The organism is Hymenobacter edaphi (assembly GCF_003258365.1).
GTDB classification, from domain to species: Bacteria; Bacteroidota; Bacteroidia; order Cytophagales; family Hymenobacteraceae; genus Solirubrum; species Solirubrum edaphi.
In genome coordinates, this window is the sequence record NZ_QHKM01000004.1 from 549,388 (window position 1) to 575,789 (window position 26,402).

Genomic DNA, 26,402 nt, shown 5'->3' on the forward strand with positions numbered 1-26,402 from the left:
GTGCTTCGGGCTTGCCGTTACACGAAGGAGGACATCCTGATAACCCATTGTTTGCGGCGTTTGTTAGGATGAAATCATTCTTTTTACTGCCGTTTTTTTTCTTGCCGACGCTTTCTAACCGTCTAGCAGTATGATTCTTCCATTACTCCGCGGCCGCCTCCGGGCATGGGCCGGTTCGGCGTTCTTAGTGGTGCTGAGTGTACTGACCGCCCTGCCGGCCCGGGCCACCCACATCCGCGCCGGCGACATTCAGGCCCAGACCGATACCACGGCCGCCCGCAACCCGTTGCGCATCTTCTTTAAGATGGTGACCTACACGGATGCCACCCAGGGCGCCGATGCCGATAATACGGAAACCATCTTTTTCGGCGACGGCACCAGCAGCGGGAAAGATGCCATTACGCGGGTGAGCCGCGTCAACATCGGCAACAACGTGAACCGCAACGTGTACTATTTCGAGCACCTGTACAACGCTGCCGGCCGCTACACGGTGAGTTTTATCGGCGAAAACCGCAACGGGGGCATCCGCAACGTGCCCCAGTCGTCGTCGCGTAATTTCTACATCCACACCCAGATTACGATTGACCCGGTGCTGGTCGTCAACCACTCGCCGGTGCTCAACGCCCCGGCCGTAGACCGGGCCGCGGCGGCTCAGGTGTACTTGCACAACCCCGCGGCTTCCGACGAGGACGGCGACTCGCTGGCCTACAAGCTGCGCATCTGCCAGTGGGAGCCCCGGGGCGTCGATGGGGTGATTAACAGCGGCGGCAACGTGCCTAACCCGGTCAACCTGCCGGGGTACGTGTACCCGCAGGACCAAATGGTGTCGCCCAACGGGGTGCAGGTGGCGTATTCGGGCACCCCGGCGGGCGTGCCGGGCACGGCGGCCATTCTGGTCATGGACGAGCGCACCGGCCAGATGGTGTGGAACGCACCGAGTCCCCTCGGGCTGGGCGAATTCAACGTGGCCTTCGTGGTGGAGGAGTGGCGGCGCGACGCGTTCGGGGGCCGGCGCAAGATCGGGGAAGTGGTGCGCGACATGCAGATAACGGTGTTTGCCAGCAGCAACCAGCGCCCCATCATCACCGTGCCGCGCGACACCTGCGTGGTGGCCGGCACCACCATTACGCGCACGGTCACGGCCACCGACCCGGACAACAACCCGCTGCGCCTCTCGGCCTACGGCGGCATGCTGCCCACCCCGGCCAGCTTCGTGACCACGCTCAGCCAACCCGGCCGGGCGGTGGGCCGCTTCAGCTGGGCTACCAGCTGCAGCGACGTGGCTTCCGATGCTAAAATCGTGCTGTTCAAGGTGGAGGACGTGCCCGCTTCGGGCCAGACGCTCATCGACGAGCGGCCCTGGCGCATCACCGTGGTGGGCCCGCCGCCGACGGGCCTGCGCGCCGTGGCCGCCGGCACCGCGGCCACGCTGACCTGGGACCGGTACGTGTGCCAGAACGCGACGCGCATCCTGATCTACCGCAAGGAAAACCAGTCGGGCTGGAGCCCGGGCAGCTGCGAGACGGGCATCCCGGCCAGCGCGGGCTACACCCTGGTGGGGGAAGTGGCGGCCAATGCGCAGACCTACACCGACACCAACGGCGGGCGCGGGCTGGAGCGGGGCAAAACCTACTGCTACCGCATCTACGCCGAGTTTCCGCGCCCCGCGGGTGGGGCCAGCATTGCCTCCCAGGAAGTCTGTTTGGCCATGCAGGGACGGGCAACGTTGCTTACGAACGTGACGGTGGAGCGCACCGACGCGGCCACCGGCCAGATCGGAGTGCGGTGGACGGCCCCGGCTCCGGCTGCGGGCTTCCCGGCCCCGCTGGGCTACCGCCTCTACCGCGCCGAGGGCCAGAGCCCGGCCGCCAACGCCTACACGCTGGTGCGCACGGCCACCAGCCTGACGGACACCACCCACACCGATACCAACCTGAACACCCGTGACCGGGCCTACACCTACCGCCTGGAGTTCTTCCGCGCCACGCCCGAGGTCGTGGAGCCCGCCGGGCCGGCCAGCTCCGTGCGCCTCGTGGCGGCGGCCAACCCGGTGGGCACCACCGTGAAGCTGACCTGGACTTACAACGTGCCCTGGGACAACAGCGTGCTGCGCACCCGCATCTACCGGCGTGACGCCGACCCGGCGGCGCCCTTCGTGCTGGTGGGCGACACGGTGGGCGCCCGCACCGGGGGCACCTTCACCGACCGCAGCAGCACGCTGCGCAAAGACCAGACGTATTGCTACCGCGTGGAAACCGTGGGGACCTACGGCGCCCCCAATCAACCCAGCAACTTGCTCAACCTGAGCCAGGTGCAGTGTGTGACGCTGGCCGCCGTGCCCTGCCCGCCGGTGCTGACGCTGCTGCCCGTCAACTGCGACAGTATTGCTGCGGTGGCCCAGCAGGCCCCGAACCGCGGCCGCACTCTGCTCTACACCAACCGCCTGACCTGGACGCTGGGCAGCACCCCGGCCGACTGCAGCCGCAACATTTCCTTCTACCGGGTGCTCTACAGCCCCACGCCCGACGGGCCGCTGCTGGAAATCGGCCGGACGCCGGTGCCCAGCTTCGTGCACAGCAACCTGGCCTCGGCGGCGGGCTGCTACGCGGTGGTGGCCGTGGATTCGCTGGGCAACAGCAGCGCCCAGAGCAACGTGGCCTGCCAGGATAACTGTCAGTTCTTCCTGCTGCCCAACATCTTTACGCCCGACAACGACGGCCGCAACGACGTGTTCCGCCCGATTTCGGCCTCGCCCATCGTGCGGGCCAAGGTGCAGATTTTCAACCGCTGGGGCGTGAAAGTGTACGAGGGCAATGCCTCCTCCGACCTGACGCTGTGGGACGGCGGCGGCGCGGCCGGCGGCGAAGTTGGCGGCCGCGACACCGGCGCCAAGGCCGTGGCCGGCACCTACTACTACCTCATTGAGGTGCAGTTTGCCGACCTGAGCCGCACCACCAAGACCTACAAAGGCTGGGTGGAGGTGATGCGCTAACCACCAGCACACTCTAAAGAAAAAGGGCCGTCGAAATCGACGGCCCTTTTTCTTTAGAGTGTGCTGGTGGCAGCTTGGGTAAGCAGTCAGCCCCTTGAACGGTCAGGCCAAGGGCAGCGCAGCCTCTCTGCCGAACAACGAAGCGGTGGAAAGGCTTCGATAAGCGGCCGCTAGAGGAGCACGAGGGGCTGGGAGGATTTTTAATTACTGTTCGCGCACCTCAGCTTACCGGCTATGAATCGATGGAGCTTCAGCCTGATCCTGGCGGCGGCGCTGGGCAGTTGTGCCGTACGCCCGCCCCGGCCGGTGCCGCTGGCGGAGGCGCAGGTAAAAACGGCGGCCGAAGCCCGGGAAATAGCACTGCGGTGGGTGGCGCAGGATAGCAGCACCGTGCGGCAGCTGCGGCTGGATCAGGTGGAAGTGCAGGAGCAACCAGCTGGCTGGTAGGTCTTCATCCGACGCAACGACAACCGGAAGCCGGCCGGCATCCTGATCCTGGTGGACAAACGCACGGGGCAGCCGACCGAGGTACCGCTGAAGTGAGGGCGGCCCGGTTTTGCGCATAAGGGCCTGATTGCGCACCTTGCGGCCCGTTTGGGCGGCCGTACCGTACAACGACTTTGCAACGCTTTTTCCCCCGATTTTTTTCCGCATGAAAGCAGTAGTATTTCCCGGCCAGGGCAGCCAGTTTACCGGCATGGGCCGCGACCTGTTCGAGCAGCACCCCGAGGCCCGCGCCCTGATGACGCAGGCCAACGACATCCTGGGCTTCTCGCTCACCGACATCATGTTCTCGGGTTCCGAAGACGACCTGCGCCGCACCGACGTGACGCAGCCGGCCATCTTCGTGCACTCGGTGGCGCAGTTTGTGGCCACGCCCGGCCTGCAGCCCGACATGGTGGCCGGCCACTCCCTGGGCGAGTTTTCGGCTTTGGTGGCCGCGGGCGTGCTCACGTTTGAGGACGCGCTGCGGCTGGTGGCCCGCCGCGCCCAGGCCATGCAGGCCGCCTGCGAGGAGCAGCCCGGCACCATGGCCGCCATCCTCGGCCTCGACGACGCCACGGTGGAGCGCATCTGCCAGGAAATCAGCCAGGGCGGCAACGTGGTGGTGGCCGCCAACTATAACTGCCCCGGCCAGCTGGTCATCAGCGGCTCCCGGGCCGGCATCGAGCAGGCCTGCGAGGCCCTGAAGGCCGCCGGCGCCAAGCGCGCCCTGCCGCTGCCGGTGGGCGGGGCCTTCCACTCCCCGCTGATGCAGTCGGCCGAGGCGGCGCTGGCCGAGGCCATCGGGCGCACGACCTTCAGCGCCGGCCGCTGCCCGGTGTACCAGAACGTGGACGCGGCCCCGCACACCAACCCCGACGAAATTCGCCAGAACCTGATCCGCCAGCTGACCGCGCCGGTGCGCTGGACGCAGTCGGTGCAGCGCATGAGCGAGGACGGCGCTACCGAATTCGTGGAGTGCGGCCCGGGCAAGGTGCTGCAGGGCCTGGTGAAGAAAATTTCGCCCCAGGCCGCCACGGCCTCGGCCCAGTAAATCGAGCCGATTGCGTACGTTCGTTGAAAGAGCCGGCCCCCAGCCGGCTCTTTTAGCATCCGCCCCCATGAACACCGCTGCCCCCGCCGCCGCATTCTGGTCGAGGCCCCGCGCGGCCGTGGCGGCGGCAGCCACGGCGCTGCTGCTGAGCCTGCTGCTCTACGCGCTGCTGCCCGGCCTGGCCCGCACCGCCGACTCGCGGCACTACCTGGCTGCCGCCGCCAGCTTCGCCGAAACGGGCCAGCTGCTGAACGCCGACGGCACGCCCTACGCCTCGTGGGGGCCGCTGTACCCGCTGCTGCTGGCGCTGGGCGGGCGGCAGGTGCTGGCCTGGGCCACCGCGCTGCACGTGCTGGCCAGCCTGCTCTGCCTCTGGAGCTGGGGCTACCTGGCCGCGCAGCTGCTGCCGCGCCGGGCAGCGGCATGGGGCCTGCTGCTGCTGGCGCTGGCGGCGCCCTGGGTGGTTACGGCCAAGTTCGTCTGGGCCGAGGCCGGATTCCAGGCCCTATTCGGGCTCTACGCCGCGGCGCTGCACCGCTGGCTGCGCACCCGGCGGCCCGGCTGGCTGGGGGCCGCTACGGTGGCCGGACTGCTGCTGCCGCTGCAGCGCACCTCGGGCGTGTTTTTGCTGCTCGGGGTGGGCGTGGGGCTGCTGCTGGCTTATCCGGCCGAGCTGCGCCGTTATGGGTGCGCCCTGCTGCTGCACGCGGCCCTCATCGGCAGTGCCGCGGGGGGCTGGCTGTGGCACGCGCAGCAGGTGGCCGCCCGGCCCGAAGTATACCGCAGCCGGGGCTGGCCGGGCCTGCGCGAAACCCTCGGCGACTACGGCTACGTGCTCACGCGCTGGCTGGTGCCGGTGCAGCAGGCCGGCTGGCCCAAGCACTGGCTGTTCGAGCTGCTGCTGCCCGTGCTGCTGCTGGCCCTGGCGGCCGTGGCCTGGCGCAGCCGGCAGGCCTTTCTGCGCCTGCTGGGCGCGGTACTGCTGACCTATATTCTGGGCCACATCGGCCTGACGGTGCTGAGCCGGGCCGGCGGCAACGTGTACGACGTGGAGCGCTACGCCGCGGCGGTTTACGGCCCGTTCGTGCTGCTGCTGGCCGAGGCGGCCGGCCGGCTGGCCGCGGGGCGGCGCTGGGCGCTGCTGGTGCTGGCGTGCTGGCTGGCCTACCCGGCGGTGCGGGCGGTGCGGGTGGCCCGGTTCTGCCACCAGCTGCCGGTGCCGCCGCGCTGAGCGCCCGGCGGCTTACATGGCCCCAAACCAGGGCTCCACGGGCAGCTTGTCGGGGCAGTCGGCCAGCAGGTCGGCCACCGATTTGCCCAGCTGCGGGTGCACGTAGGCGGTGGCAATGTCGGCCAGGGGCACCAGGGCAAACAGGCGCTCGGGCAGGCGCGGGTGCGGAATGGTCAGCTCCGCGGTCTGCAGCACCAGGTTGTCGTAGAAGAGAATATCCACGTCGAGGGTGCGCGGGCCCCACAGCTCCAGCCGCTCCCGGCCCAGGTCGGCCTCCACCTGCTGGCAGGCGGCCAGCAGCTGCTCGGGCGTGAGGTCGGTGCTGAGCTGCACGGCTTGGTTCAGGAAGGCCGGCTGCGCCTCCTGGCCCCAGGCCGCCGTTTCGTACACCCCCGACACGGCCACCAGGCGGCCGCCTTTTTCGGCCAGGGCCAGCAGGGCGCGGTGCAGCGTGACGACCCGGTCGCCGAGGTTGGAGCCGAGGAGCAGAAAAGCGGTGTGGGCGTGTGGTTTCATGCGAGTGGAGAAAATTACTGGCGCCGGTTTAGTTGCCGCGGGCGACGTAACCGGTGCCCAAAATAAAGCAGGTTTTCAACCGGCGTCGACCCTTGCTGCGTCGGGCCGGGGGGCGGGCGCCGCATGCCGGTGGAAAGCCGGTCTGATGGTAGGCACCGGTGACGCCTGCAGCGGCTAAGCCGGCGCCAGCCAAACCGGCCGCTCAGTGCTGCTCGAAAAACGCCACCGTGCGCGCGGCCACTTCCTGCGCCAGCGGGGGCAGGCTGGTGTCGGCCCAGGGGTGGGCGCCGCCGAACATGTGCCCGCCGCCGGGCAGGATGACCACTTCCGCGTCGGGCTTGGCCGCCTGCAGCAGCGGTACTTTCGTTACCGGCAGCGTCTCGTCCTGGTCGCCGTGGATAATGAGCAGGGGCTGGGCCAGCCGCAGGCGCAGGTTGTGCTGAATATCGAGGCGGCGGCGGTTGCGGTGGTAGTCCTCCACCATCTGAAAGTACAGCGGCAGCTGCTGCTTGGTGCGCGCGTTTTCCACGTGCACCACCCCGGCCTGCTGCCAGTGCTGCATCATGGGCTCGGGCCAGCCGGGGTTTACGTCGGTAATCGGGGCCCAGGCGGCCACGGCGCGCACGCGGGCGTCTTCGGCGGCCTTGAGCATGGCCAGGCCCCCGCCGCGGCTGTGGCCCGCGAGGTAGAGGCGCCCGAGGTCCATTTCGGCGGCCGGCACGGGCGTTCGGCCGGGCTGGTGCAGCGCGTCGAGCAGGCAGCCGATGTCGTCCAGCTCAATCGAGAAGTTGTTGCGGCCGAAGGCGTCGAGGTCTTCCAAATCCCCCGTGCCGCCGATGACCACGCCGTTGTGCGAGAGGTCGAGCTTGACGAACACGAAGCCGCGCCGGGCAAAGAAATCGGCCAGCACGTTGAAGTGGCCCCAGTCCTTGAAGCCCTTGAAGCCGTGCACGAACACCACCAGCGGCTTGGCGCGGCCATCGGGCACGAAGCGGGCATCGGCGGCGAAGGCGCGGCTGTGGTGGGCGGGCGTGAGGGTGAAATCCAGACGGGTGGTGGCAACGGGGGCAACCATGGCGGTAGGGGAGTAGGGCGGGGTTCAGACAGGACAACCGGCGCGGCGGCCGGCGGTTACAGCAGCCAGTAGGTGACCAGAAACAGCAGCGGGCGGTACACGTTGATGAGCAGCCAGAAAAAGCCGATGCCCACCGCCAGCCCGCGGGCCCCGGCCGCCAGGGCGCTGCCGCCGTATGTGCGCCGCAGCAGCAAGGCCGCCCACGCCGTGATGCTCAGGGTGATAATGGCCGTGGCCACCATATCCCGGTTGCCGAAGCCCAGCGGCTCATCCCGGGCCTGGTTGATCAGCCAGATCAGGGCCGTGCCCGGCGCAATCATCACCAGCTCCACCAGCAGAATCTGGCTGATCAGGTGCGTGGCCGTCACGACGTGCTCCAGAAAGTACCGCCGCTGCCGCCAGAACAGCGCGGTCAGCAGCAACGCCAGCAGCGGGATGAAGGCGAAAATCAGCGTTTTCGACAGCACGTTGGCCGAGGCGTTGAACTGCTCGGCCAGCTGATCCACGGCCAGGCCGCGCCGCGCGGCCAGGCTTTGCATACGGCCCGCGGCCCAGCCACCGTACCAGTTGTCGAGGTGGTAGCGCCAGGGCGTGTTGAAAATCTGCAGCTTCAGCTTGTGGGCCGCGAAGACGAAGAGCAGGTTGACCACCAGAAACAGTTGCAGCGGCTTGGGCCAGGGCACCCGGCGGCCGGCCAGCACCTCGCGGGTCATCAGGCCGGGGCGGCGCAGCAGGCTCCACGCGCCTTTCACCACTTTCAGGTCGAAGTGGGTGGCCGTGTCCACGGCGTGCTCCAGGAAGTGGCCGAGGTGGTAATCGTGGTAGTCGAGGCGCTTTTCGCCGCAATGGTGGCAGAAAGAACCTTGCAGCGCGGTGCCGCAGGTGGCGCAGGCGGCGCCGACGCGGGCGGTGGGGGCGGTGGCTGACACGGGCAGGCGGGCTGGGGGTTGCGAAGGGCCAATCTACGCAACGGGGCCAGCTTCGCCGCCGCCCGCAGCCGAAAACTGCCGCCGCGTGCGTATCATTGCGCGCCCTACCCACCGCATGAAATATTCGCTGGACGATATACAGGCCCCGATAGCGGCCGAAATGCAGGAATTCGAATTGAAATTCCGCCAGTCCATGCAAACGCGGGTGCTGCTGCTGGACAAAATCATGGGCTACATCATCCGGCGCAAAGGCAAGCAGCTGCGCCCGATGTTCGTATTCCTGACCGCCCATACCGTCAGCCCTGACCCCACCGCCCCGCTGCCCGAGCCCACCTTCCGCGGCGCGGCCCTCATCGAGCTGCTGCACACGGCCACGCTGGTGCACGACGACGTGGTGGACGAATCCAACTACCGCCGCGGTTTCTTCTCCATCAACGCCCTCTGGAAGAATAAGATAGCCGTGCTGGTGGGCGACTACCTGCTCTCGCGCGGCCTGCAGCTGGCCCTGGAGCACGACGACTTCGACCTGCTCAAAATCGTGAACCGGGCCGTGCGCGAGCTGAGCGAAGGGGAGCTGCTGCAGATCGAAAAAGCCCGCCGCCTCGACATCACCGAGGAAGTGTACTTCGACATCATCCGCCAGAAAACGGCCTCGCTCATTGCTTCCTGCACCGCCGTGGGCGCCTCCTCGGTGGGCGCCAGCAGGGAGGCGGTGGAGCGCGCCCGGCTGTTCGGCGAGAAGGTGGGCATGGCCTTTCAGATCAAGGACGATTTGTTTGACTTCGGCACGGCCGAAATCGGCAAGCCCGTCGGCATCGACATCAAGGAGAAAAAAATGACGCTGCCGCTGATTTACGCCCTGCAGCAGGCCTCCTGGCTGCAGAAGCGCCGCGTCATCTACAACGTGCAGAACAACGACGGCCGCGCCGACCGCGTGCAGGCCGTTATCGAGTTCGTGAAGAAGTCGGGCGGGCTGGAATACGCCGTGGAGCGCATGAAGCAGTTCCGCGACGAGGCCCTGGCCATTCTGCACACCTTCCCGGCCTCCCCGGCCCGGGTGTCCTTGGAGCAGCTCATCGAGTACACCATCGAGCGGGAGAAGTAAGCAAGGCCAATGCAGCCGGCGGCCGGGTGCGCGGAGCCACGGCGACGCCGTAGCTTTGTTGGTACGCCGAAACCAGTTCCACCGGCACCCCCGACGTTTTGCCGCCTGCCCATGCCCAAACGCTTCCCGCTACCGCTGCTGATCCTGCTGGTGCTGCTCGATCTGGGCTACACCTTCTGGCAGAACTATCAGCTGCCGCTGGAAGGCGACCTGCCGCAAATCGTGCTGCCCGCGCCCGACTGCCGCCAGGTGCTCACGGACCCGTTCGGCTGGGCGGCCCTCACCCGCCACGAGGTGTACGTGGCCCCGAACCGCTTTTTCGCCCACGCGGCCATGGTGGGCTACTTTAAGTCGGTGCCCTTCGCGTGGCAGCGGCTGGGCCTGAGCCCAGTCAGCAGCATCTACGCGGCCTGCGCCCTGTTCAATACCCTGGTGCAGGCGCTGATTATGTACGTGCTGGGCCGCTACGCCAGCGGCACCTGGCGCCTCCGTTCCCGGCGCCTGTGGGCGACAATGGCGCTGCTGGTGCCGCTGTTTCAGGTCGGGGGCTACCACAACCAGATGGGCATTGCCGACAACTCCGTTACCTACACCTTCTTCTACGGCTTCCCGCTGCTGCTCTTGCTGCTCTACTTCCTGCCGTTTTACCAGGCTGAGGTCGAGCAGCGGCCCTTCCGCGTGGGGCCGCTGACCTGGCTCGGTCTGCTCGGGCTGATGGTGGTGCTGAGCTTCAACGGGGCCATTGTGCCGGGCGTGGTGGCGGTGCTGGGCGCGGGCATCGTGCTGCGCTGGCTGGGCCGGCAGGGGCCGCTGCTGCGCCAGCGGCAGTGGGCCGAGGTGTGGCGGCGCATTCCCTGGCAGCCCTTCGGCCTGCTTGTCATCTTCGGCCTGCTGTGCCTGTATTCGCTCTACATCGGCACCTTCGAGGCCGAGCGGCTCACGCACACCTTGCCGCTATGGGAACGGTACCAGCGCCTGCCGCTGGGCCTGAACGACCAGTTCCGCCGCCCCGGCCTGCCCATCTTCCTCGGCGCGGTGCTGCTGAATCTGGTGCTGATTCGCTGGGCCACGCCCGCCACCGACACCGGCCGGCGCCTGCTGCGCGCGGGCCGCTGGCTGGGCCTGTTCGCGCTGGTGTTCATGCTGCTGCTGCCCCTGGGCGGCTACCGCAACTACCGCCCGCTCATCCTGCGCCGCGACTCGGTGCTGCCCATTCTGCTGGCCTTGCTGGCCCTCTACACGCTCACGAGCTGCTACCTGCTGCGCTACCTGCCCGCCGCCCGCCGCCGCGTCTACCTGGCCTGGGTGCTGGTGCTGTCGGCGTTCTACCTGGTTTCCGACCACCCCGGGCTGCCGCGCACCAACGCCTGCGAGCGGCTGGCCTTCCAGACCCTGGCCGACAGCCCCGGCCCGGTGGTGCGCCTGCCGGGCACCTGCACCGTCATGGCCTGGGAGCCGGTGGCCTACCCCGAAGCCTCCGAAACGGCGGCCCGGCTGCTCGACTACTGGGGCGTAACCTGGGGCAAGCGGCTGTACTACCAGGAGCCGAAGCAGTAACGCCACCTGCCGAAAAAGCAGCGGGGCCGCAGCTACCTGAGCTGCGGCCCCGCCGGGACGTTGTATTTGAAAATCGGGAGGTTACTTTTCCTCGGCCGGCGGAACCTGGTAGCTTACGCTGCCCTGCGCCACTTCCGACACGTCGAAGGTCACTCCTTCGAAGGTGCTCTTGATGGTAATCTGGTGGGTCATGTCGCAGCCGGGGCATTTGATTTCTTCCTTCTCGAACTGCCCGTCATCCTCCGTGGAGTTGGCCAGGTGGTCGGGGGCCGGAATGCCAATCAGGTCGGTGAAGACTTCGGTGTGGCACTTGTTGCACTCGAATTTCAGGCCGACCGTGTGGCCTTGCAGGTCGCTGAGCGGGGCGGGTTCGTTGGCTTTTTGCTGAATCCACATAGGGACGAAGGGTTTGGTTTGGAATGGGAAGGCGCCCGGGCCAACGCGTGGGTTCGGCCCGTACCAGTGAGTACGAGCCCTGCGCCAAAAAGTGCCGGCTGACCCGTAAATCCGCTAGTGCTTGAGCAGGCGCCCGGTACGCGTGCCCTGCGCCGAGCTCAGGCGCAGGTGGTAGAGGCCGGCGGGCCAGCTGCGCACGTCGAGGCGCACCGGCGCGGCCGCCACCGGGGCCGCGTACACCAGCCGCCCGGCGTTGTCGTACACGGCCAGGCGGGCTCCGGGCGGGGCGGCGGCTACTTCCACCGTTTCGGTGGCCGGGTTGGGGCTCAGCGCCAGCGCGGGGGCGTCGGCCGGGCGGCGCGAGCTGCTGACCACCGCCTGGTACACCGCCAGGCCGCGGTCGGTGGTGCCCACCCACACCCGCTGGCCGCTGCCCACGCGCTGCGCGCTTACCGAGCTGACGTTGTGGCTGGGCAGGCCCGTGCTGCTGGGTACGTGCTGCTCCACAAACGTGCCGCGGCGGCCGTCGTACGCCAGCAGGCCGTAGGGCGTGGGGCTCGCGCCCATTTGTTCGGCCACCACCCAGGCCCGGTCCGGGTCCGTGGGGTCGGCCGCCACGCCGTCCAGGGTCACGCAGCCGCTGCTGGTCACCGCGCCCCGCGTCCCGGTGCCGGCGTCGATGGTCGTCAGGCCGCTGGCGTTGCAGGTGCCCACAAACACGGTGCCGGCGGTACTCACCGCCAGGCCGTGCACGCAGTTGCGGCCGGCCATATTGAAGTAGCGCCAGCTGCTGGCCGTGAGGTTCAGCGCGTACACGCCGCCCTGGGCGCTGTTGCAGTTGGTGCCTATCCAGAGCGTGTTCAGGCCTTCGTCGAGAGCCAGTGCCGTTATAGCTTCCTCCTGCAGGCCCGAGTTCGAGCGGTTGTACTTGCGCCAGGTGCTGCCGTCGTAGCGGCCCAGGCCGCGGCTGCCCGCCAGCCACACGGTGCCGTCGGGCCCGATGACCACGTCGGTGATGCTGCGGTCGGTGGGCCCGAACAACCCCACGGGCAGGTCGGCGGCGTTGGTGAAGTTGGTCCAGGCCGCGCCGTCGAAGCGGCTCAGGCCCCGGTCGTGGCCCACCCACACCACGCCGCCCCGGGCCGCCACGCACTTAATCGTGCCGTAGTCCAGGCCGTGGGCCTGCGTGTAGGTGGTCCAGGTGGTGCCGTCGAAGCGCTGCACCGCCGCCTGCGTGGCCACCCACAGGTGCCCGTTCTCGTCGGTGGTTACTTCGCGCACCACGTTGCTATGCAGGCCGGAGTTGGCGGTGGTGTACGTCTGCCACTGGGCCCGGGCGGGCAGGGCCAGGCCGCTCAGCAGCAGCGTAGCGGTCAGCAGGCAAAAAGATGGTTTCATAGCGTTGGAAGTAGGAGGGGCGAAAGAGCTGCAAAGAAGCGGCCGCAGGCCGCTGTCAGACAATCACATGTAGATGTGGGGCGTGGCCGGCCACCTTTCGCGGCCAACCGGTATCTGCCTGAGGCCCCGGCCCGAGCGGCGCCGGGGCCAAACCAGGTTTGTGCGTACTTTGAGCCGCTTATTCTGCTCCAGCATTCCGCTTATGGCTCCTGCTGCCGTTTCCGCCGCTGCCGGCCTGCCCCGGGTGCCGCGGCTGCGCTCCTTCCGCAACTCCTGGGCCCTGGCCGCCGACCCCATTCCGGTCATCACCGGCTACCTCGATACCTACGGCGACACCGTGGGGCTGCACCTGGGCGGCGTGCGGCCCACCCTGCTCACCCGCGACCCGGGCCTGATTCAGCACATTCTGCAGAAAAATCACCGCAACTACCCCAAATCCGACATTTCGCAGGGGCTGGCGCGCTACCTCGGCCACGGCCTGCTCACGGCCGAGGGCAACTACTGGCTGCAGCAGCGCCGCCTCATCCAGCCCGGCTTTCACCGCCAGCGCCTTGCCACTCTCACCGAGCTCATGCTCGACGTCATCGACGAGTGCCTGGCGCCGGTGGTGGCCGCGGCCCGGCAGCAGGGCGGCCGCGTGGAGGTGCCGGTGCACGAGCTGATGACCGCCACCGCTTTCCGCATCATCGCTCGCTCAGTGTTCAGCTCGGCCATGAGCGAAGACGAGCTGCAGCGCCTCTCGCGCCTGCTCACCGAGCTGCAGGCCTTCTATGTGCGCACCCTGCGCCAGCCCTACCTGCGCCCCTGGCTGGGCCTGCGCGGGCAGTACGGCCACCACGACCGGCTGGCCGCCGAGCTGCGCCAGCTGATCGGCGGCTACATCCGGCGGCGCAAGCAGCAGCCCGGCCCCGCCCCCGACGACCTGCTGCAGATGCTGCTGGACGTGCGCTACGAGGACTCCGGCCTGCCCATGACCGATGAGCAGGTGCTCGACGAGGCCATCATCCTGCTGGTGGCCGGCCACGAAACCTCCGCCAACGGCCTCTCTTGGCTGTGGTACCTGCTGGCCCGCCACCCCGCGGAAGCCGCCCGCCTGCACGCCGAACTGGCGGCGGTGCTGGGCCCGCGCCGCCCCACCTTCGCCGACCTGCCCCGGCTGCCCTACGCCCTGCAGGCGGTGCAGGAAACCCTGCGCCTCTACCCGCCGGTGTGGATGGTGGACCGCCGCGCCGCCCGCGACGACGAGTACCAGGGCCTGCGCCTGCCCCAGGGTACGCTGATTTCGGCCTACCTTTACGGCGTGCACCACCACTCCGCGCTCTGGGACGAGCCCGAAGTTTTCCGGCCGGCGCGCTTCGGCCCCGAGGCCCCGAGCCCGCCGCCCTACGCCTACCTGCCCTTCGGCGGCGGGCCGCGCCTCTGCATCGGGCAGCAGTTTGCCCTCACCGAGATGCAGCTGGTGCTGCTGCAGGTGCTGCGCCGCTTCGAGGTGGAGTGGGTGGCGCAGCCGCCCGTGCTCATGCGCCCGCTCATCAGCCTGCGCCCCCGCCACGACATCCGGCTGGGGTTTCGGCTGCACGAAAAGCCGGCGTAGCTTGTTAAACGACGAAGGTTGGGAGAAATCAGTATGATATCCGACCTTTGAAGGCTAAAACGTCGGTATGACAGGGTGTTGCCGCACCATATTTGTTCTTTATGACCACTCTTCTTGCTGCTGATAAGGCCCTGCCGGTCACGTTGGAGGACGCCCACGCCGAAATTCAGGCGCTCCGCACGGCGCTGGCTGAGCAAACGGCCCTGGCCCGCATTCCGGCGCAGAACCCCAACCCGGTGTACCGCCTCGGGCCCAACCAGCAGCGGCTGTTCGCCAACGCCGCCGCCGAGCGGCTGGCGGCCTCGCTGACCCCGCAGGAGCTGGCCGAGGGGCGGGCGCAGGCGTTCAGCTGGGCCATGCAGGCGCTGGCCAGCGGCGAGCAGATGCAGCGGGAGCTGCACGTGGGCGGGCGCTACTTCGCGGCCCGGCTCGTGCCGTTTTCGCAGGAGCAATACGTGAACCTGTACCTGACCGAGCAGACGGCCCTGGTGGCGGCGCAGCGCGAGCAGGCCGCGCAGCAGAGCATCATCCAGCAGGTCCTCGACGCGGTGCCGGTGCTGGTGTATGTGCGCGACGCGGCCGGCCGGTACGTATTTCAAAACGCTATTACCCGCGAAATGGGCGCGCAGCTGGCCGGCAGCCAGCCCACGCCCGAGCTGGCCGCCGAGCAGGCCCGGCAGCTGGCCAGCTACGACGCGGCCGACGCCCAGGTGCTGGCCTCCGGCCGCCAGCTGGTGGTGGAAGACGAGCTGACCCTGCCCAACGGCGACAAGCGCTGCCTGCACACCATCAAGCAGCCGCTGCGCTGGGCCGACGGCGCGGTGCACGTGCTCGGCGTGAGTGCCGACGTGACCGAGCTGAAGCGCGCCACCGAGGCCGCCACGGCCGCCGCCAAGGCCCGCGAGAACTTCCTGGCCAACATGAGCCACGAAATCCGCACGCCGCTCAACGGGGTGCTGGGCATGGCCAACCAGCTGGCCAAAACCCCGCTCGACCCGCGCCAGCAGGAGCTGCTGGGCATCATTCGCAGCTCGGGCCAGCACCTGCTGGGCGTCATCAACGACGTGCTCGACATGGCCAAGATCAGCTCCGGCAAGCTGGAACTGGCCCAGCAGCCCTTCGACGTGTGCGAGGTGCTCTACCAGGCCGCGCAGCCGCTGTTCGTGCAGGCCGAGGAGAAGGGCATTCACGTGGAGGCCATTCGCCTGCACGAGTCCTGCCCGAACCCCCAGGTGCTCGGCGACGCGCACCGGCTCAGCCAGATCATCCTAAACCTGTTCAGTAACGCCATCAAGTTTACGCCCGCGGGGGGCACCATCACCGCCGGCGGCTACCAGCTGGCCGAAACCGACGACTCGCTCACCATCGAGTTTCGCTTCAGCGACACCGGCGTGGGCATTGCGCCCGACAAGCTGGACCGCATCTTCGAAAACTTCACCCAGGCCTACGCCGATACCTCGCGCCACTTCGGCGGCACCGGCCTGGGCCTGACCATCTCGCGCGCCCTGGTGGAGCAGATGGGGGGCACGCTCCTGGTAAACAGCGAGCTGGGCAAGGGCAGCACCTTCACCGTGCGCCTGACGCTGCCCCGCGCCAAGGCTGCGCCCGCCGCCCTGGCCCCCGCCGCCCCGGCGTACGACACCGGCGCGCTGCGCGGCCGCCGCCTGCTGCTGGTCGAGGACAACGACATCAACCGCCTGGTGGTGCGCATGCTGCTGGAGGAGTGGGGCGCCGAGCTGGACGAGGCCGAGGACGGCCCCGAGGGCCTGGCCCTGGCCACCGCCCACGCCTACGACGCGGTGATGATGGACATTCAGATGCCCGGTATGAGCGGCCTGGAGGCCACGGCCGCCATTCGTGCCCTGCCCGACGCCCGGCGCGCCCAGGTGCCCATTCTGGCCCTGACGGCCAACGCCTTCCAGAGCGACACCGAGCAGTACCTGGCCGCCGGCATGAACGACTGCATTGCCAAGCCCTTCGAGGAAGCCGAGCTCTACGGCAAGCTGGCCGCGCTGGTAGGGTAAGGCCCGGGCGATTTAGAACGTCATGCCGAGCGCAGCGAAGCAGCTCGCGTACTGACGTTGCGCAATCAAGCCTGAACGTCAGCCGTGAAGCATCGTGTGGAGCTTGCTCTGGCCGAAATATGGCCGAAATATGGCCGAAATAGCCCGTCAGGTCGAGCGAAGTCGAGACATCTCGCCGGATATATAGTAGGGTCATGCTTCGCGGGGCTCAGCATGGCTTTGCTATCCGGCGTCAGCACGCGAACTGCTTCGCTGCGCTCGGCCTGACGGGCTATTGTGCGCTGACTTCACCCGGCTGCCGTAGTCACCTACTTACTGCCACCACCGGTTCTGCGGCGGGGCACCGGCGCCGAGCGTGACGGGCTGGCCCAGCTCGGGCGTGGTGATGGGCAGGCCGCGGCGGGCGGCTTCGGCCCAGGCGCGGGTGACGGGCTCGTTCCAGGCGTGGTGGGCTTCGGTGAAGGCGCCCCAGTGCACCGGCTGGTAGAGGCGGGCGCGTACGTCGAGGGCGGCCTGCACGCTCTGCTCGGGCATCATATGGATCTGGCTCCACTGCCGGTCGTACTGCCCACACTCCATCAGGGCGAGGTCGAAGGGACCGTACTGCCGGCCGATCTGCTGGAAATGGGGGCCGTAGCCCCCGTCGCCGCTGTAGAACACCCGGCGCGTGGGCGTCTTCATCACCCACGACGACCAGGAGGTGGAGTTGCGGTTGGTCAGCCCACGGCCGGAAAAGTGACGGGCCGGCTGGCTGATGACCGTCAGGCCGCCGGGCAGCTGCAGCGAGTCGCCCCAGTTCAGTTCGTGGATTTTGGCTTCGGCCACGCCCCAGCGGCGCAGGTGAGCGGCCACGCCCAGCGGCACCACGAAGTGCGCCACCTGGTCCTTGAGCTGGCGGATGGTTTTGTAGTCGAGGTGGTCGTAGTGGTCGTGGGAGATGAGCACGGCGGTGATGCGCGGCAGCTGCTGCGGGCTGATGGCCAGCTGGGGGTTGTAGCGCTTGGGCGTCACCCAGGAGAGCGGGCCCATGTCCACGCTCAGCATGGGGTCGAGCAGCAGGTTCTGGCCGGCTATTTCCACCAGGCTGGCCGAGTGGCCAAACCACGTCACGCGCAGGGTTTCGGTGGTTTTCTGCCGGATGCGGGCCGAGTCGAGCGGCTGGGTGGGCAGCGGGGCGGCGGGCTCGGTGTTGGGCACTTTGCTGAACAGAAAGCGCCACAGGGCTCCCATCATGCTCCCGCCGGTCATCATCTCGGTGGGCACCAGGTTCTCGAACTTGCCGTCGTGGTAGCGGCCGGTTTTGGCGTAGGCGGCGCGCTCGGCCTTGGTGGGCTTGCCGCCCAGCTCGGGGCTGAGGTTGGCAAAGGCCACGCCGGCCAGCAGCAGGAGCAGCAGCAGGCTCAGTGCCCAGCGGCTGAGGGTTTTCAGGGGTTTTCTCATTGAATGATGTGGAAGTATTCCTGCACGTCGAGCAGCTCGGTGGCGCGGGCCTTGCCGCGCAGGGGCTGCCCGCCGAGGGGCGTAAACTGAAACTCGGGCTGCGGGCCCAGCTGCTGGCGCAGCGCGTCGGAAATCAAAAACCGGCTGCCCAGGGCGTTGCACTGGCTCTGGATGCGGGCGGTGGTGTTCAGCACGTCGCCGTGGTACACCAGCTCGCGGTGGGCCGTGCCCACCAGCACCGTGGTCACCAGCCCGCCGTGGGCGCCGGCCTTGAATTCGGGCACCACCGCGTAGTGGCGCAGGTAGTAGTCGCGCCGCTCGGCTATGGCGCGCTGCATCTCGAAAAAGCAGTGCAGGCAGTTGGCGTAGCGCAGGCCCCGGGCGGCGGGCCAAGTCACCACCACTTCGTCGCCCACGTACTGGTACACCTCGCCGCGGGTGGCCACGATGGCCGGGCTCACGTCGCGGAAAAAGTCGCGTACCAGGCGGCTGTAGGCGTCGTTGCCCAGGGTTTCGGCCAGCTGGGTCGAGCCTTTCAAATCGACGAAGAGAAAGATGCGGTCCTCGGTTTCGGGCTGCTGGTAGCGCCCGCCCAGCAGCTCCTGCAGGCGGCGCTGGCTCATGCCCAGCAGCAGCTGCCGCAGCAGCGAGGTGACGAACACGGCCAGCAGGTAGATGACGGGCACCAGCAGCAGGTGGCGCAGCGGCCCGGCCGTGCTCGGCGCCGGCTCGGCCCACAGCTGCGGCAGCCCCAGCCGGTGGGCTACCAGCCGAAACCCGCCGTAGAGCAGCCCCAGCAGCACCAAGTGCCCGAGGCCCTGCAGCAGCTTGGCCGCGCGCAGCGACACCCGCTGCACCAGCCACGGAAACCCCACCGCTTCCTGCAGGCCCAGCAGCCAGCCGATGGGAAAGCCCACCAGCGCCAGTGGCAGCAGCGCCCGGTTGGGCACCCACAGCAGCAGCGCCATGGCCAGCAGCACCGTCACGAACACCCCGCCGGTACTGCCGATGCTCTGCAGCAAGTGGCGCTGGGCCGCCCAGAACCGGGCCGAGCGGGCGGCAGAAGCGTTGACGTAGGGCATAGGCAGGGTAGGAGTGGGGCGGGGCCGCGGTAGTGGTAGTCGGGATGATACGCGAAATACTTTACCGCGCTGCCAAATGCCCACGCCAAACCCGTTGGGCGAGGCGGCGGCTTTACGGGTTACACTTGAACGTCATGCTGAGCCCTGCGAAGCATCTCGCCTGCTTCGTTGTTCGGTAAAGATGCTTCGCGGCGCTCCGCACGACCCAACCCGGACCCAACAAAACCGCCCCGGCCGAAGAATCGACCGGGGCGGCGGAGAGAGAAGGAACGGGGTGGATTAGCTGCGGCCTTGCTTGAAGTCACCGCGGCGGCCGTCGTGCTGGCCACGGCGCTGCTGCATCTGCTTCTGGCGCTCCTGGCGCTTGGCCTCAAACTGGGCGTACTGCTTTTTGCTGAGCACGTCCTTGAGCTTTTTGTCGGTGCTTTCGTGGATGCGCTGGGCCTCGCCGCGCAGCTGGCTGCGGTCGGCGCCCTGGGCGCGGCCGCGCAGGGCCTGCATCTGCTGCTGCTGCTCCAGGAAGATCTGGTCGACCTTGGTTTTCTGCTTGCTGCTCAGGCCGAGTTCTTTGGCCAGCTTTTCGCTGCGCTGCTGCCGGCGCTGGGCGTCGTCCTTGCGGCCCTTCTTGTGGTCTTTGTCGCCGTCTTTGTCACGGTCCTGGCGCAGCTCGCGGCGGTCCTGGCCGGTGTCTTGGCCAAAATCGGTGGCAAAGGAGCTGCCGGCAAACGAGCCGGCCAGACCGAGGATAAGCGCGAGGCTGAAGAGTTGCTTTTTCATGGGTGACAAATGGTTGGGAGGTTGGTTTCGACGTTGAGATTCAGGACGCTGCGTCCTTGCCAGATGCTTTGCAAGCCCAGTGCCGAAGTGCGGGGGCGCTGGGCCGGTTCTCTGGCATCGGCCCCAAAACCCCGACGAACAGCCGCGTTTTGTCGCCCATCCAGCACGAGCCGGATTGGCCGAATATGCTACGCCGCGCGGCCGGCACCCGCGTTTTGGTGGCCGGTGCCCGCCCGCTGGCAAAAGGTTTGGTCGCCGGTAATCTTTTCGCACAAGCCCAGTTTCCGGCCGCACAATCAATTCCTGCCCATGCCACGGCGTAGCTGCTTTCTTATGACTGGAAAACTGGTACTTTTTGCGGTCAGCCTACTGGCCCTGGCCGGACCACGGGCCCAGGCCCAATCCGCCCCGAAACCGGCCGACGCCGACGCGGCTATCCGCAGGCTAGGCACGGCCTTCGTGCAGGTTCCCACACACGTGGGCCTGTCGGTGGGCATCGTTGACCACGGCCAGAAGAGCCTGTACCATTTCGGCTCGACGCAAAAAGGCCGGCAGCAGGTGCCAACGGCCCAAACGGTCTACGAAATTGGCTCTGTCAGCAAGACGTTCAACAGCCTGCTGCGCACCAAGCCCGAAAAGCTCGCCGGCCGGGTGCTGTCACCGGTCTGCTAGATAAATCAACGCCGGATGCGTGCTACTTTGCCGCCATGCAGCTCCTGACCCTCGGCGGCCTCGCGCCGGCCGCCATTCCCCGCCTCGAAACGCCCGACCTCCTCCTGCGCGGCCCCCGCCCCGACGACCTGCTCGAAGCCGCCGCCCTGCACCAGGACCCGGCCTTCTACCGCTACCTCGGCAACCAGCCCAACGACGAGGAAACCGTGTGGCGCCGCATTCTGGGCCAGCAGGGCCTCTGGGCCATGCTTGGCTACGGCAGCTGGTCGGTGGAGGAAAAAGCCACCGGCCGCTTTATCGGCACCACCGGCTTCTTCGACTACCAGCGCGACCTGACCCCGTCCCTGAAGGGCACGCCCGAAGCCGGCTGGGTATTCGCCCCGCGCGTGCACGGCCGCGGCTTCGCCAGCCAGGCCTTGCAAGTGGCCCTGGCCTGGGCCGACGAGCACCTGCCCGCCCCGCGCACCGCCTGCATCATCGACCCCGACAACGCCGCCTCCCTGCGCCTGGCCCACAAGTTCGGCTACCGCGAATACGCCCGCTCGCCCTACCACGGCAGCGACATCGTGCTGCTGGAGCGCCCCCGCGGCGGCCAGTAAAACGGCGCAACTGGCCGTCGTTGCGCGGCGTAGCCGAAGCAATCCGCCCTCCAGTAGCACCGCCGACCCAATACGCACCAACTGCAAAGTCGCCAGAACAACAACGGCACCGCCCGAAACCTAAGCTACTGGTTTCCGGCGGTGCCGTTTTCGGTCGTTGCCGGTTTCGGCGTTGCTGCCGCGAGGGGAAAGATTGGCCTCGCCGCACGTTCCCACCGCCTCGCCGCCTCATCCTAAAAAACCAAAAGGCCCGCTTTCGACAGAAAGCGGGCCCTTACGTCCGGCCGAATCAATCGTCCGGCTCCCCCTCTCTTTTTCGGAGAGGGGGCCGGGGGGGGAGGCGCACGTGAGGTTACTCCGCCAGCAGCTGCGCCACCGTCTTCTCGAATTCCGCCTTTTCCTGCTCGTAGTACTTGCCGGTGCCGGGGCCCGAGAAGCCGGTGTGCACCTTGCGCACCTCGCCCTTCTTGTCCAGGAAGATGGTAGTGGGGAAGGCCAGCACCTTGGCCAGCTGCGGCAGAGCTTTGCTGGCCGAGTCCTTGTTGGCCACGCCCGCCACGGCCAGGTCGTAGCCGATGTTCATGCGCTGCTTCATCTTCAGCAGCTTCTGCGACGCCAGTTTCTGGTCGGGCGTGCGCTCGAAGCCCAGTCCGATGATTTCCACCCCGCGCTGCTTGTTCTGCTCGTACCAGGGCGCCAGGAAGTTGGTTTCGTCCATGCAGTTGGGGCACCAGGAGCCGAGCACCTGCACCACCACCACCTTGCCCCGGTACTTCGGGTCGGTGGGGGAGATGCTGCCGCCCTCGAAGATGTTCGGAAACTTGAAGTCCAGCCGCTTCTGCCCCGGTTTCAGGCCGGTGAGGGCGTTGGCGTCGGGTAGCTTGGCGTTGGGGTCCAGCGTGGCCGTCCAGGTTTCATGGCCCGATTTTCCGCTGTAAAAGTCACCCTGAAGAGTTTTGAAACCATCAGCCGAGGTAGCATCAAATAGCCACCCGTGGCTACCGTCGAAAGTGGCAAGCTGTAAACGTTCCTTCCCGTCGCGCATCTTTACAATGTTGCCGCTCAGGTAACGGTAGTCGCCCGTGGTAGTCAGGAAAGTGCCGTACGCTTTGTCGCTGTCAGCTTCCTTGCGGAAGATGCCTACTGCCGGATACGTTTCACCCGAATCATCTTTGAATACTACGCTGAAGCTCTGTGCTTGGTGCAGTAATGGGTAATCGGTGCGCTCTTTTGCTTCCCCAAAAAACAAGGTTTGTGGCGTGGGATGAGAAGCTTTGAAGGGTACTCGGTAAGAGCCTTTTGCATCGTACTTTACCCAATAACCAGTGAGTGTTCCAGATGAGGCGGCTTTTGACAACCTCTCCGACACCACCAGCGCCGCGTCGAAAGCCCCGAGGCGGATGGTCGTAGAGTCGCCAGCCGTGCTGATTTCGTCGCAACGCAGCTTTTCCTCGCCGTTGATGCCCCGGTTGATAAGGTATACCACCTGCTTACCGCCTTCGTCCTTCAAGTCGAACAGGAACGGTATTTCCTGGCCCTGAGCCGACAGCACGCCGCGCCAGGTGCCGGCCGTCAGGGCCGTAGCCGTGGTGGCCGCGCTGCCACTTTCCGAGGCAGTGGCATTTTTATCACCGCCTGAGTTGCAGGCGCTCAGCAGCGTGGTCAGCAGGGCGGCGCTGCCCAGCAGCCGGCGGCCCGAAACGAATTGAAAAGTCATCTGTTACTAAGGAAGATGGGCGCAAAAAGACCCGAAAAAGTACACTCCGTGGCCGACCCCAATGGCCGAACCCGCGTACAACCTTGCGGCGAATATAAAGTTTGCCGGCCGGTGAGGCGGGGCCTATATTTGCGCCTTAGCCGCTTTAGGCTTGGTTTTGTCACCCTTTTCCCGCTGATATCCCATGGCGTTTGACCTGGAAATGATCAAGACCGTGTACAACGGTCTGGGCGAGCGAGTAGAAGCTGCCCGCCGCGTAGTGGGCCGCCCCCTCACGCTGGCCGAAAAAATCCTATACGCCCACCTCTACAACGGCGCGCCCGAACAAGCATTCGGCCGCGGCGTTTCCTACGTCGACTTCGCTCCCGACCGCGTGGCCATGCAGGATGCCACCGCCCAGATGGCCCTGCTGCAGTTCATGCAGGCTGGTAAAGTAAAAGTGTCGGTGCCCTCCACGGTGCACTGTGACCACCTGATCCAGGCCAAAGAAGGCGCCGCCGAAGACCTGGCCATTGCCAACTCGGAGAACAAGGAAGTGTACGACTTCCTGGCCTCGGTGTCCAACAAATACGGCATCGGCTTCTGGAAGCCCGGCGCCGGCATCATTCACCAGGTGGTGCTCGAAAACTACGCCTTCCCCGGCGGCATGATGATCGGTACCGACTCGCACACCCCCAACGCCGGCGGCCTCGGCATGCTGGCTATCGGGGTGGGCGGTGCCGACGCCGTGGACGTAATGGCCGGCATGGCCTGGGAACTGAAATTCCCGAAACTCATCGGCGTGAAGCTGACCGGCAAGCTGTCGGGCTGGGCTTCGCCGAAGGACGTGATTCTGAAAGTCGCCGGCATCCTGACGGTGAAGGGTGGCACCGGCGCCATCGTCGAGTACTTCGGCGAGGGTTCCGAAAACATGTCGTGCACCGGCAAGGCGACCATCTGCAACATGGGCGCCGAAATCGGGGCTACCACCTCGGTATTCGCCTTCGACCAGTCGATGGTGACCTACCTCTCGGGCACCGGCCGCCAGGACATTGCCGAAGCCGCTAACGCCGTGGCCGCGCACCTGCGCCCCGACCCGGAAGTGTACGCCGACCCGGCTACCTACTACGACCAGCTGATCGAAATCAACCTGTCGGAGCTGGAGCCGCACGTCAACGGCCCGTTCACCCCGGACGCCGCCTGGCCGATTTCGCAGTTTGCCGCCGCCGTCAAGGAGCACGGCTGGCCCGAGAAGCTGGAAGTTGGTCTGATCGGCTCGTGCACCAACTCGTCGTACGAGGACATCACCCGCGCCGCGTCCATTGCCGAACAGGCCGTATCGAAAGGCCTAGCCGTCAACGCGGAGTTCACCGTAACGCCCGGCTCGGAGCTGGTGCGCTACACCGTGCAGCGCGACGGTCTGCTCGACACCTTCGCCCAGATGGGCGGCGTGGTGCTGGCCAACGCCTGCGGCCCGTGCATCGGCCAGTGGGCCCGCCACACCGACGACCCCAAGCGCCGTAACTCCATCATTACGAGCTTCAACCGCAACTTCGCCAAGCGCAACGACGGCAACCCGAACACCCACGCCTTCGTGGCCTCGCCCGAAATAGTGACGGCCTTCGCCATTGCCGGCGACCTGACCTTCAACCCGCTGACCGACACGCTGACCAACAAGGACGGCCAGCAGGTGAAGCTCGACGAGCCCCGCGGCGTGGACATGCCGCCCCAGGGCTACGCCGTGGAAGACGCCGGCTACCAGGCCCCGGCCGAGGACAGCTCCTCGGTGCAGGTACTGGTGGACCCGAACTCCGACCGCCTGGAGCTGCTGGAGCCCTTTAAACCCTGGGAAGGCACCGACCTGTCGGGCCTGCGCCTGCTCATCAAGGCCCAGGGCAAGTGCACCACCGACCACATTTCGATGGCCGGCCCCTGGCTGAAGTACCGCGGCCACCTCGACAACATCTCCAACAACATGCTGATCGGCGCCACCAACGCCTTCAACGGCGAAGCCAACAGCGTGCGGGATTACGTGGCCCAGGGCGAGTCGTACAACGCCGTGCCGCAGGTTGCCCGCAACTATAAGTCGATGGGCATCGGCACCATCGTGGTGGGCGACGAAAACTACGGCGAAGGCTCCTCGCGGGAGCACGCCGCCATGGAGCCGCGCCACCTGGGTGTGCGCGCCATCCTGGTGAAGTCGTTTGCCCGTATCCACGAAACGAACCTGAAAAAGCAGGGCATGCTGGCCCTGACCTTCGCCAACAAGGCCGACTACGACCTGATCGAGGAAGGCGACACGGTGGACATCATCGGTCTGACCGAGTTTGCCCCCGGCAAGCCCCTGCAGATCCGCCTGCACCACGCCGACGGCGACACGGACCTCATCACGGTGAACCACACCTACAATGAAGGCCAGATCGAGTGGTTCAAAGCCGGCTCGGCCCTGAACCTGATCCGCCTGCAGCAGTCGGCCCAGACGGTAGCCTAAGCTGCCCGACGGCTCCAAGCAGAAACCGGCCGCTTCCCGTGGGGGAGGCGGCCGGTTTTGCGTTTGGGGACTGCGCTAAAAGGCCGTCATGTCGAGCGAAGCCGGGACATCTGGCGGGCTGACACCTGGGAATCTTGTTCAGCGAAAAGCTCCCACCCAACAACCTGCGCGGGATGGCCCAACGGGACAACTCTATCTGCTGTCGTGGGCTAGTGGACAGCCACCGATGCCCGTTCTTTGTGCCGAAACAGTTCGATGCCTTATTCCTATGCGCTGCTATGTAGCCCTGATGCTGTTGCTGGCTTCTCTTACCGCCCGGGCCCAGCAGGAATACCTCATTGATGACTTCTCCTCGCAGTATGTCGCGCGCATCCACGTCGACAACGACACCAGCGGCGTTGGCTGGATTGCCGTGTACGACCAGACCAAGCAGCCGCTGATAAAACTGGAGTCGACGGAGCTGTACGTGGAGCCGGATTATCAACGGCCCGGTGCTGCCGTTGCCCGCATTCCTTACGCCGAACAGCACTGGCTCATCAGCAACGATTTCAACTTCGACGGGCGCCCGGACCTGGCCATTCAGGACGGACACAACAGCTGCCGCGGCAACGTCTCGTTTCAGGTGTACCTGGCGACACCTACCGGTTTCGCGCACAACGAAGCATTTACCGACCTGGCGCAGAGTTATTGCGGCATGTTCGAGGTGGACGCCGAGCGGAAGCGAATCAGCGTGCAGCAGGCGGGCTCCTGGGGCGGGGAAGAAACCCAGTTCAGCGTGCGAAACAACGAGCTGTTTGTGGTGAGCCGCTACCGGGAAGACCAGTCGCAGGACCCCTTCGTGACGTACTCCCGGGAGGAGTGGAACGGCCAGCGGTTGGTGTCGACGGAGTGGCAGGAGCTATATCCCAGCGGCGAGGAGGAAATCTGCTCGTTTCGGCTGGCCGAAAACGGCAAGCGAGTCGTCCTTTTCGCCCGGGATTCCACCACGCTCTACTACGCGCTGCTGCGCAAGGACGAAAGCGTGGAGTTCAGCTACCCGGCGCTCCAGGCGGCGGAAGCGCTGCCCTTCACGCTGCACAACGCCAAAGCCGGGCTGAGTCTGCGCTTCCAGAACGGCTCGGCCCGGTACGAAATCCGCGAAACGGCTGGTGGCGCGCTGTCCGTGACGGCCCGCATCGGGGTCAAGACTCTGCAACTGACCGGTGCGGTAGCCGGCCGGAAGGGCAGCCTGCGCCCGTTGCTGCGGCAGCCGCTGGACAACCTGACGGTGCAGCCGTAGTTCGCAAGGCGC

At 66.9% G+C, this 26,402-nt stretch carries 21 protein-coding genes; 12 read left to right on the forward strand and 9 right to left on the reverse strand.

The genetic code is table 11. From position 1 onward, the window contains the following. The first annotated feature begins 130 nt into the window (after positions 1-130). The 4 genes from DLM85_RS15570 (at position 131) to DLM85_RS15585 (ending at position 5,760) form a co-directional block, all read left to right on the forward strand. Positions 131-2,992 carry a T9SS type B sorting domain-containing protein gene (locus tag DLM85_RS15570; RefSeq protein ID WP_111479022.1) on the forward strand — a complete coding sequence of 954 codons (2,862 nt, stop codon included), beginning with the start codon at positions 131-133 and terminating at the stop codon, positions 2,990-2,992. 234 nt (positions 2,993-3,226) lie between these two features. Next, positions 3,227-3,439 carry a hypothetical protein gene (locus DLM85_RS15575; RefSeq protein WP_111479023.1) on the forward strand — a complete coding sequence of 71 codons (213 nt, stop codon included), beginning with the start codon at positions 3,227-3,229 and terminating at the stop codon, positions 3,437-3,439. Positions 3,440-3,644: 205 nt separating this feature from the next. Beyond that, positions 3,645-4,529 (forward strand): ACP S-malonyltransferase, encoded by an 885-nt coding sequence (fabD, locus tag DLM85_RS15580; protein ID WP_111479024.1) that lies wholly within the window; start codon positions 3,645-3,647, stop codon positions 4,527-4,529. Positions 4,530-4,596: 67 nt separating this feature from the next. Then, positions 4,597-5,760, forward strand: coding sequence for a hypothetical protein (locus tag DLM85_RS15585; protein WP_111479025.1), 1,164 nt, complete (start codon positions 4,597-4,599; stop codon positions 5,758-5,760). 12 nt (positions 5,761-5,772) lie between these two features. On the opposite strand, the gene folK is transcribed toward DLM85_RS15585, so the two are convergent. The 3 genes from folK to DLM85_RS15600 form a co-directional block, all read right to left on the reverse strand. Continuing rightward, complete coding sequence (gene folK / locus DLM85_RS15590) at positions 5,773-6,276, reverse strand: 2-amino-4-hydroxy-6-hydroxymethyldihydropteridine diphosphokinase (protein ID WP_111479026.1); 504 nt, start codon at positions 6,274-6,276, stop codon at positions 5,773-5,775. Positions 6,277-6,478: 202 nt separating this feature from the next. Next, complete coding sequence (locus tag DLM85_RS15595; protein WP_111479027.1) at positions 6,479-7,351, reverse strand: alpha/beta hydrolase family protein; 873 nt, start codon at positions 7,349-7,351, stop codon at positions 6,479-6,481. A 56-nt stretch (positions 7,352-7,407) separates the two neighbouring features. Next, entirely contained in the window at positions 7,408-8,280 is an 873-nt protein-coding gene (locus DLM85_RS15600; RefSeq protein WP_165822154.1) for a DUF3667 domain-containing protein, read from the reverse strand. A 115-nt stretch (positions 8,281-8,395) separates the two neighbouring features. Between DLM85_RS15600 and DLM85_RS15605 the strand changes: the two genes are divergently transcribed. Both DLM85_RS15605 and DLM85_RS15610 read left to right on the forward strand, forming a co-directional pair. Beyond that, on the forward strand, positions 8,396-9,385 hold the full coding sequence (locus DLM85_RS15605; protein ID WP_111479029.1) for a polyprenyl synthetase family protein: 990 nt from the start codon (positions 8,396-8,398) through the stop codon (positions 9,383-9,385). A 111-nt stretch (positions 9,386-9,496) separates the two neighbouring features. Continuing rightward, positions 9,497-10,942: a hypothetical protein gene (locus tag DLM85_RS15610; RefSeq protein ID WP_111479030.1), complete on the forward strand. Its 1,446-nt coding sequence runs from the start codon at positions 9,497-9,499 to the stop codon at positions 10,940-10,942. 81 nt (positions 10,943-11,023) lie between these two features. Here DLM85_RS15610 and DLM85_RS15615 read toward each other — a convergent pair whose 3' ends face one another. Then, the gene (locus tag DLM85_RS15615; protein WP_111479031.1) at positions 11,024-11,338 is read right to left on the reverse strand and encodes a hypothetical protein; all 315 of its coding nucleotides are present in this window, start codon (positions 11,336-11,338) and stop codon (positions 11,024-11,026) included. A 114-nt stretch (positions 11,339-11,452) separates the two neighbouring features. Next, complete coding sequence (locus tag DLM85_RS15620) at positions 11,453-12,736, reverse strand: T9SS type A sorting domain-containing protein (RefSeq protein ID WP_111479032.1); 1,284 nt, start codon at positions 12,734-12,736, stop codon at positions 11,453-11,455. 202 nt (positions 12,737-12,938) lie between these two features. On the opposite strand from DLM85_RS15620, the gene DLM85_RS15625 reads away from it, so the two are divergent. Both DLM85_RS15625 and DLM85_RS15630 read left to right on the forward strand, forming a co-directional pair. Next, positions 12,939-14,330, forward strand: coding sequence for a cytochrome P450 (locus tag DLM85_RS15625; protein WP_165822155.1), 1,392 nt, complete (start codon positions 12,939-12,941; stop codon positions 14,328-14,330). Between the two features lie 101 nt (positions 14,331-14,431). Then, positions 14,432-16,354 (forward strand): ATP-binding protein, encoded by a 1,923-nt coding sequence (locus DLM85_RS15630; protein ID WP_133257085.1) that lies wholly within the window; start codon positions 14,432-14,434, stop codon positions 16,352-16,354. Between the two features lie 312 nt (positions 16,355-16,666). On the opposite strand, the gene DLM85_RS15635 is transcribed toward DLM85_RS15630, so the two are convergent. The 3 genes from DLM85_RS15635 to DLM85_RS15645 all read right to left on the reverse strand — a co-directional run bounded on the left by DLM85_RS15635 (position 16,667) and on the right by DLM85_RS15645 (position 19,653). Continuing rightward, positions 16,667-17,794 (reverse strand): MBL fold metallo-hydrolase, encoded by a 1,128-nt coding sequence (locus tag DLM85_RS15635; RefSeq protein ID WP_111479035.1) that lies wholly within the window; start codon positions 17,792-17,794, stop codon positions 16,667-16,669. Continuing rightward, positions 17,791-18,876 carry an adenylate/guanylate cyclase domain-containing protein gene (locus DLM85_RS15640; protein WP_111479036.1) on the reverse strand — a complete coding sequence of 362 codons (1,086 nt, stop codon included), beginning with the start codon at positions 18,874-18,876 and terminating at the stop codon, positions 17,791-17,793. The genes DLM85_RS15635 and DLM85_RS15640 overlap by 4 nt, the downstream gene beginning before the upstream one ends. Positions 18,877-19,155: 279 nt before the next feature. Next, entirely contained in the window at positions 19,156-19,653 is a 498-nt protein-coding gene (locus DLM85_RS15645; RefSeq protein WP_111479037.1) for a hypothetical protein, read from the reverse strand. A 333-nt stretch (positions 19,654-19,986) separates the two neighbouring features. On the opposite strand from DLM85_RS15645, the gene DLM85_RS15650 reads away from it, so the two are divergent. Then, entirely contained in the window at positions 19,987-20,325 is a 339-nt protein-coding gene (locus DLM85_RS15650) for a serine hydrolase (RefSeq protein ID WP_111479038.1), read from the forward strand. Positions 20,326-20,360: 35 nt separating this feature from the next. Further along, positions 20,361-20,924, forward strand: coding sequence for a GNAT family N-acetyltransferase (locus tag DLM85_RS15655; RefSeq protein WP_111479039.1), 564 nt, complete (start codon positions 20,361-20,363; stop codon positions 20,922-20,924). Positions 20,925-21,276: 352 nt separating this feature from the next. On the opposite strand, the gene DLM85_RS15660 is transcribed toward DLM85_RS15655, so the two are convergent. Continuing rightward, on the reverse strand, positions 21,277-22,641 hold the full coding sequence (locus tag DLM85_RS15660; protein ID WP_111479040.1) for a peroxiredoxin family protein: 1,365 nt from the start codon (positions 22,639-22,641) through the stop codon (positions 21,277-21,279). A gap of 184 nt (positions 22,642-22,825) precedes the next feature. On the opposite strand from DLM85_RS15660, the gene DLM85_RS15665 reads away from it, so the two are divergent. After that, positions 22,826-25,111 carry an aconitate hydratase gene (locus DLM85_RS15665; RefSeq protein WP_111479041.1) on the forward strand — a complete coding sequence of 762 codons (2,286 nt, stop codon included), beginning with the start codon at positions 22,826-22,828 and terminating at the stop codon, positions 25,109-25,111. A gap of 268 nt (positions 25,112-25,379) precedes the next feature. Further along, entirely contained in the window at positions 25,380-26,390 is a 1,011-nt protein-coding gene (locus DLM85_RS15670; protein ID WP_111479042.1) for an XAC2610-related protein, read from the forward strand. Positions 26,391-26,402: the final 12 nt, after the last annotated feature.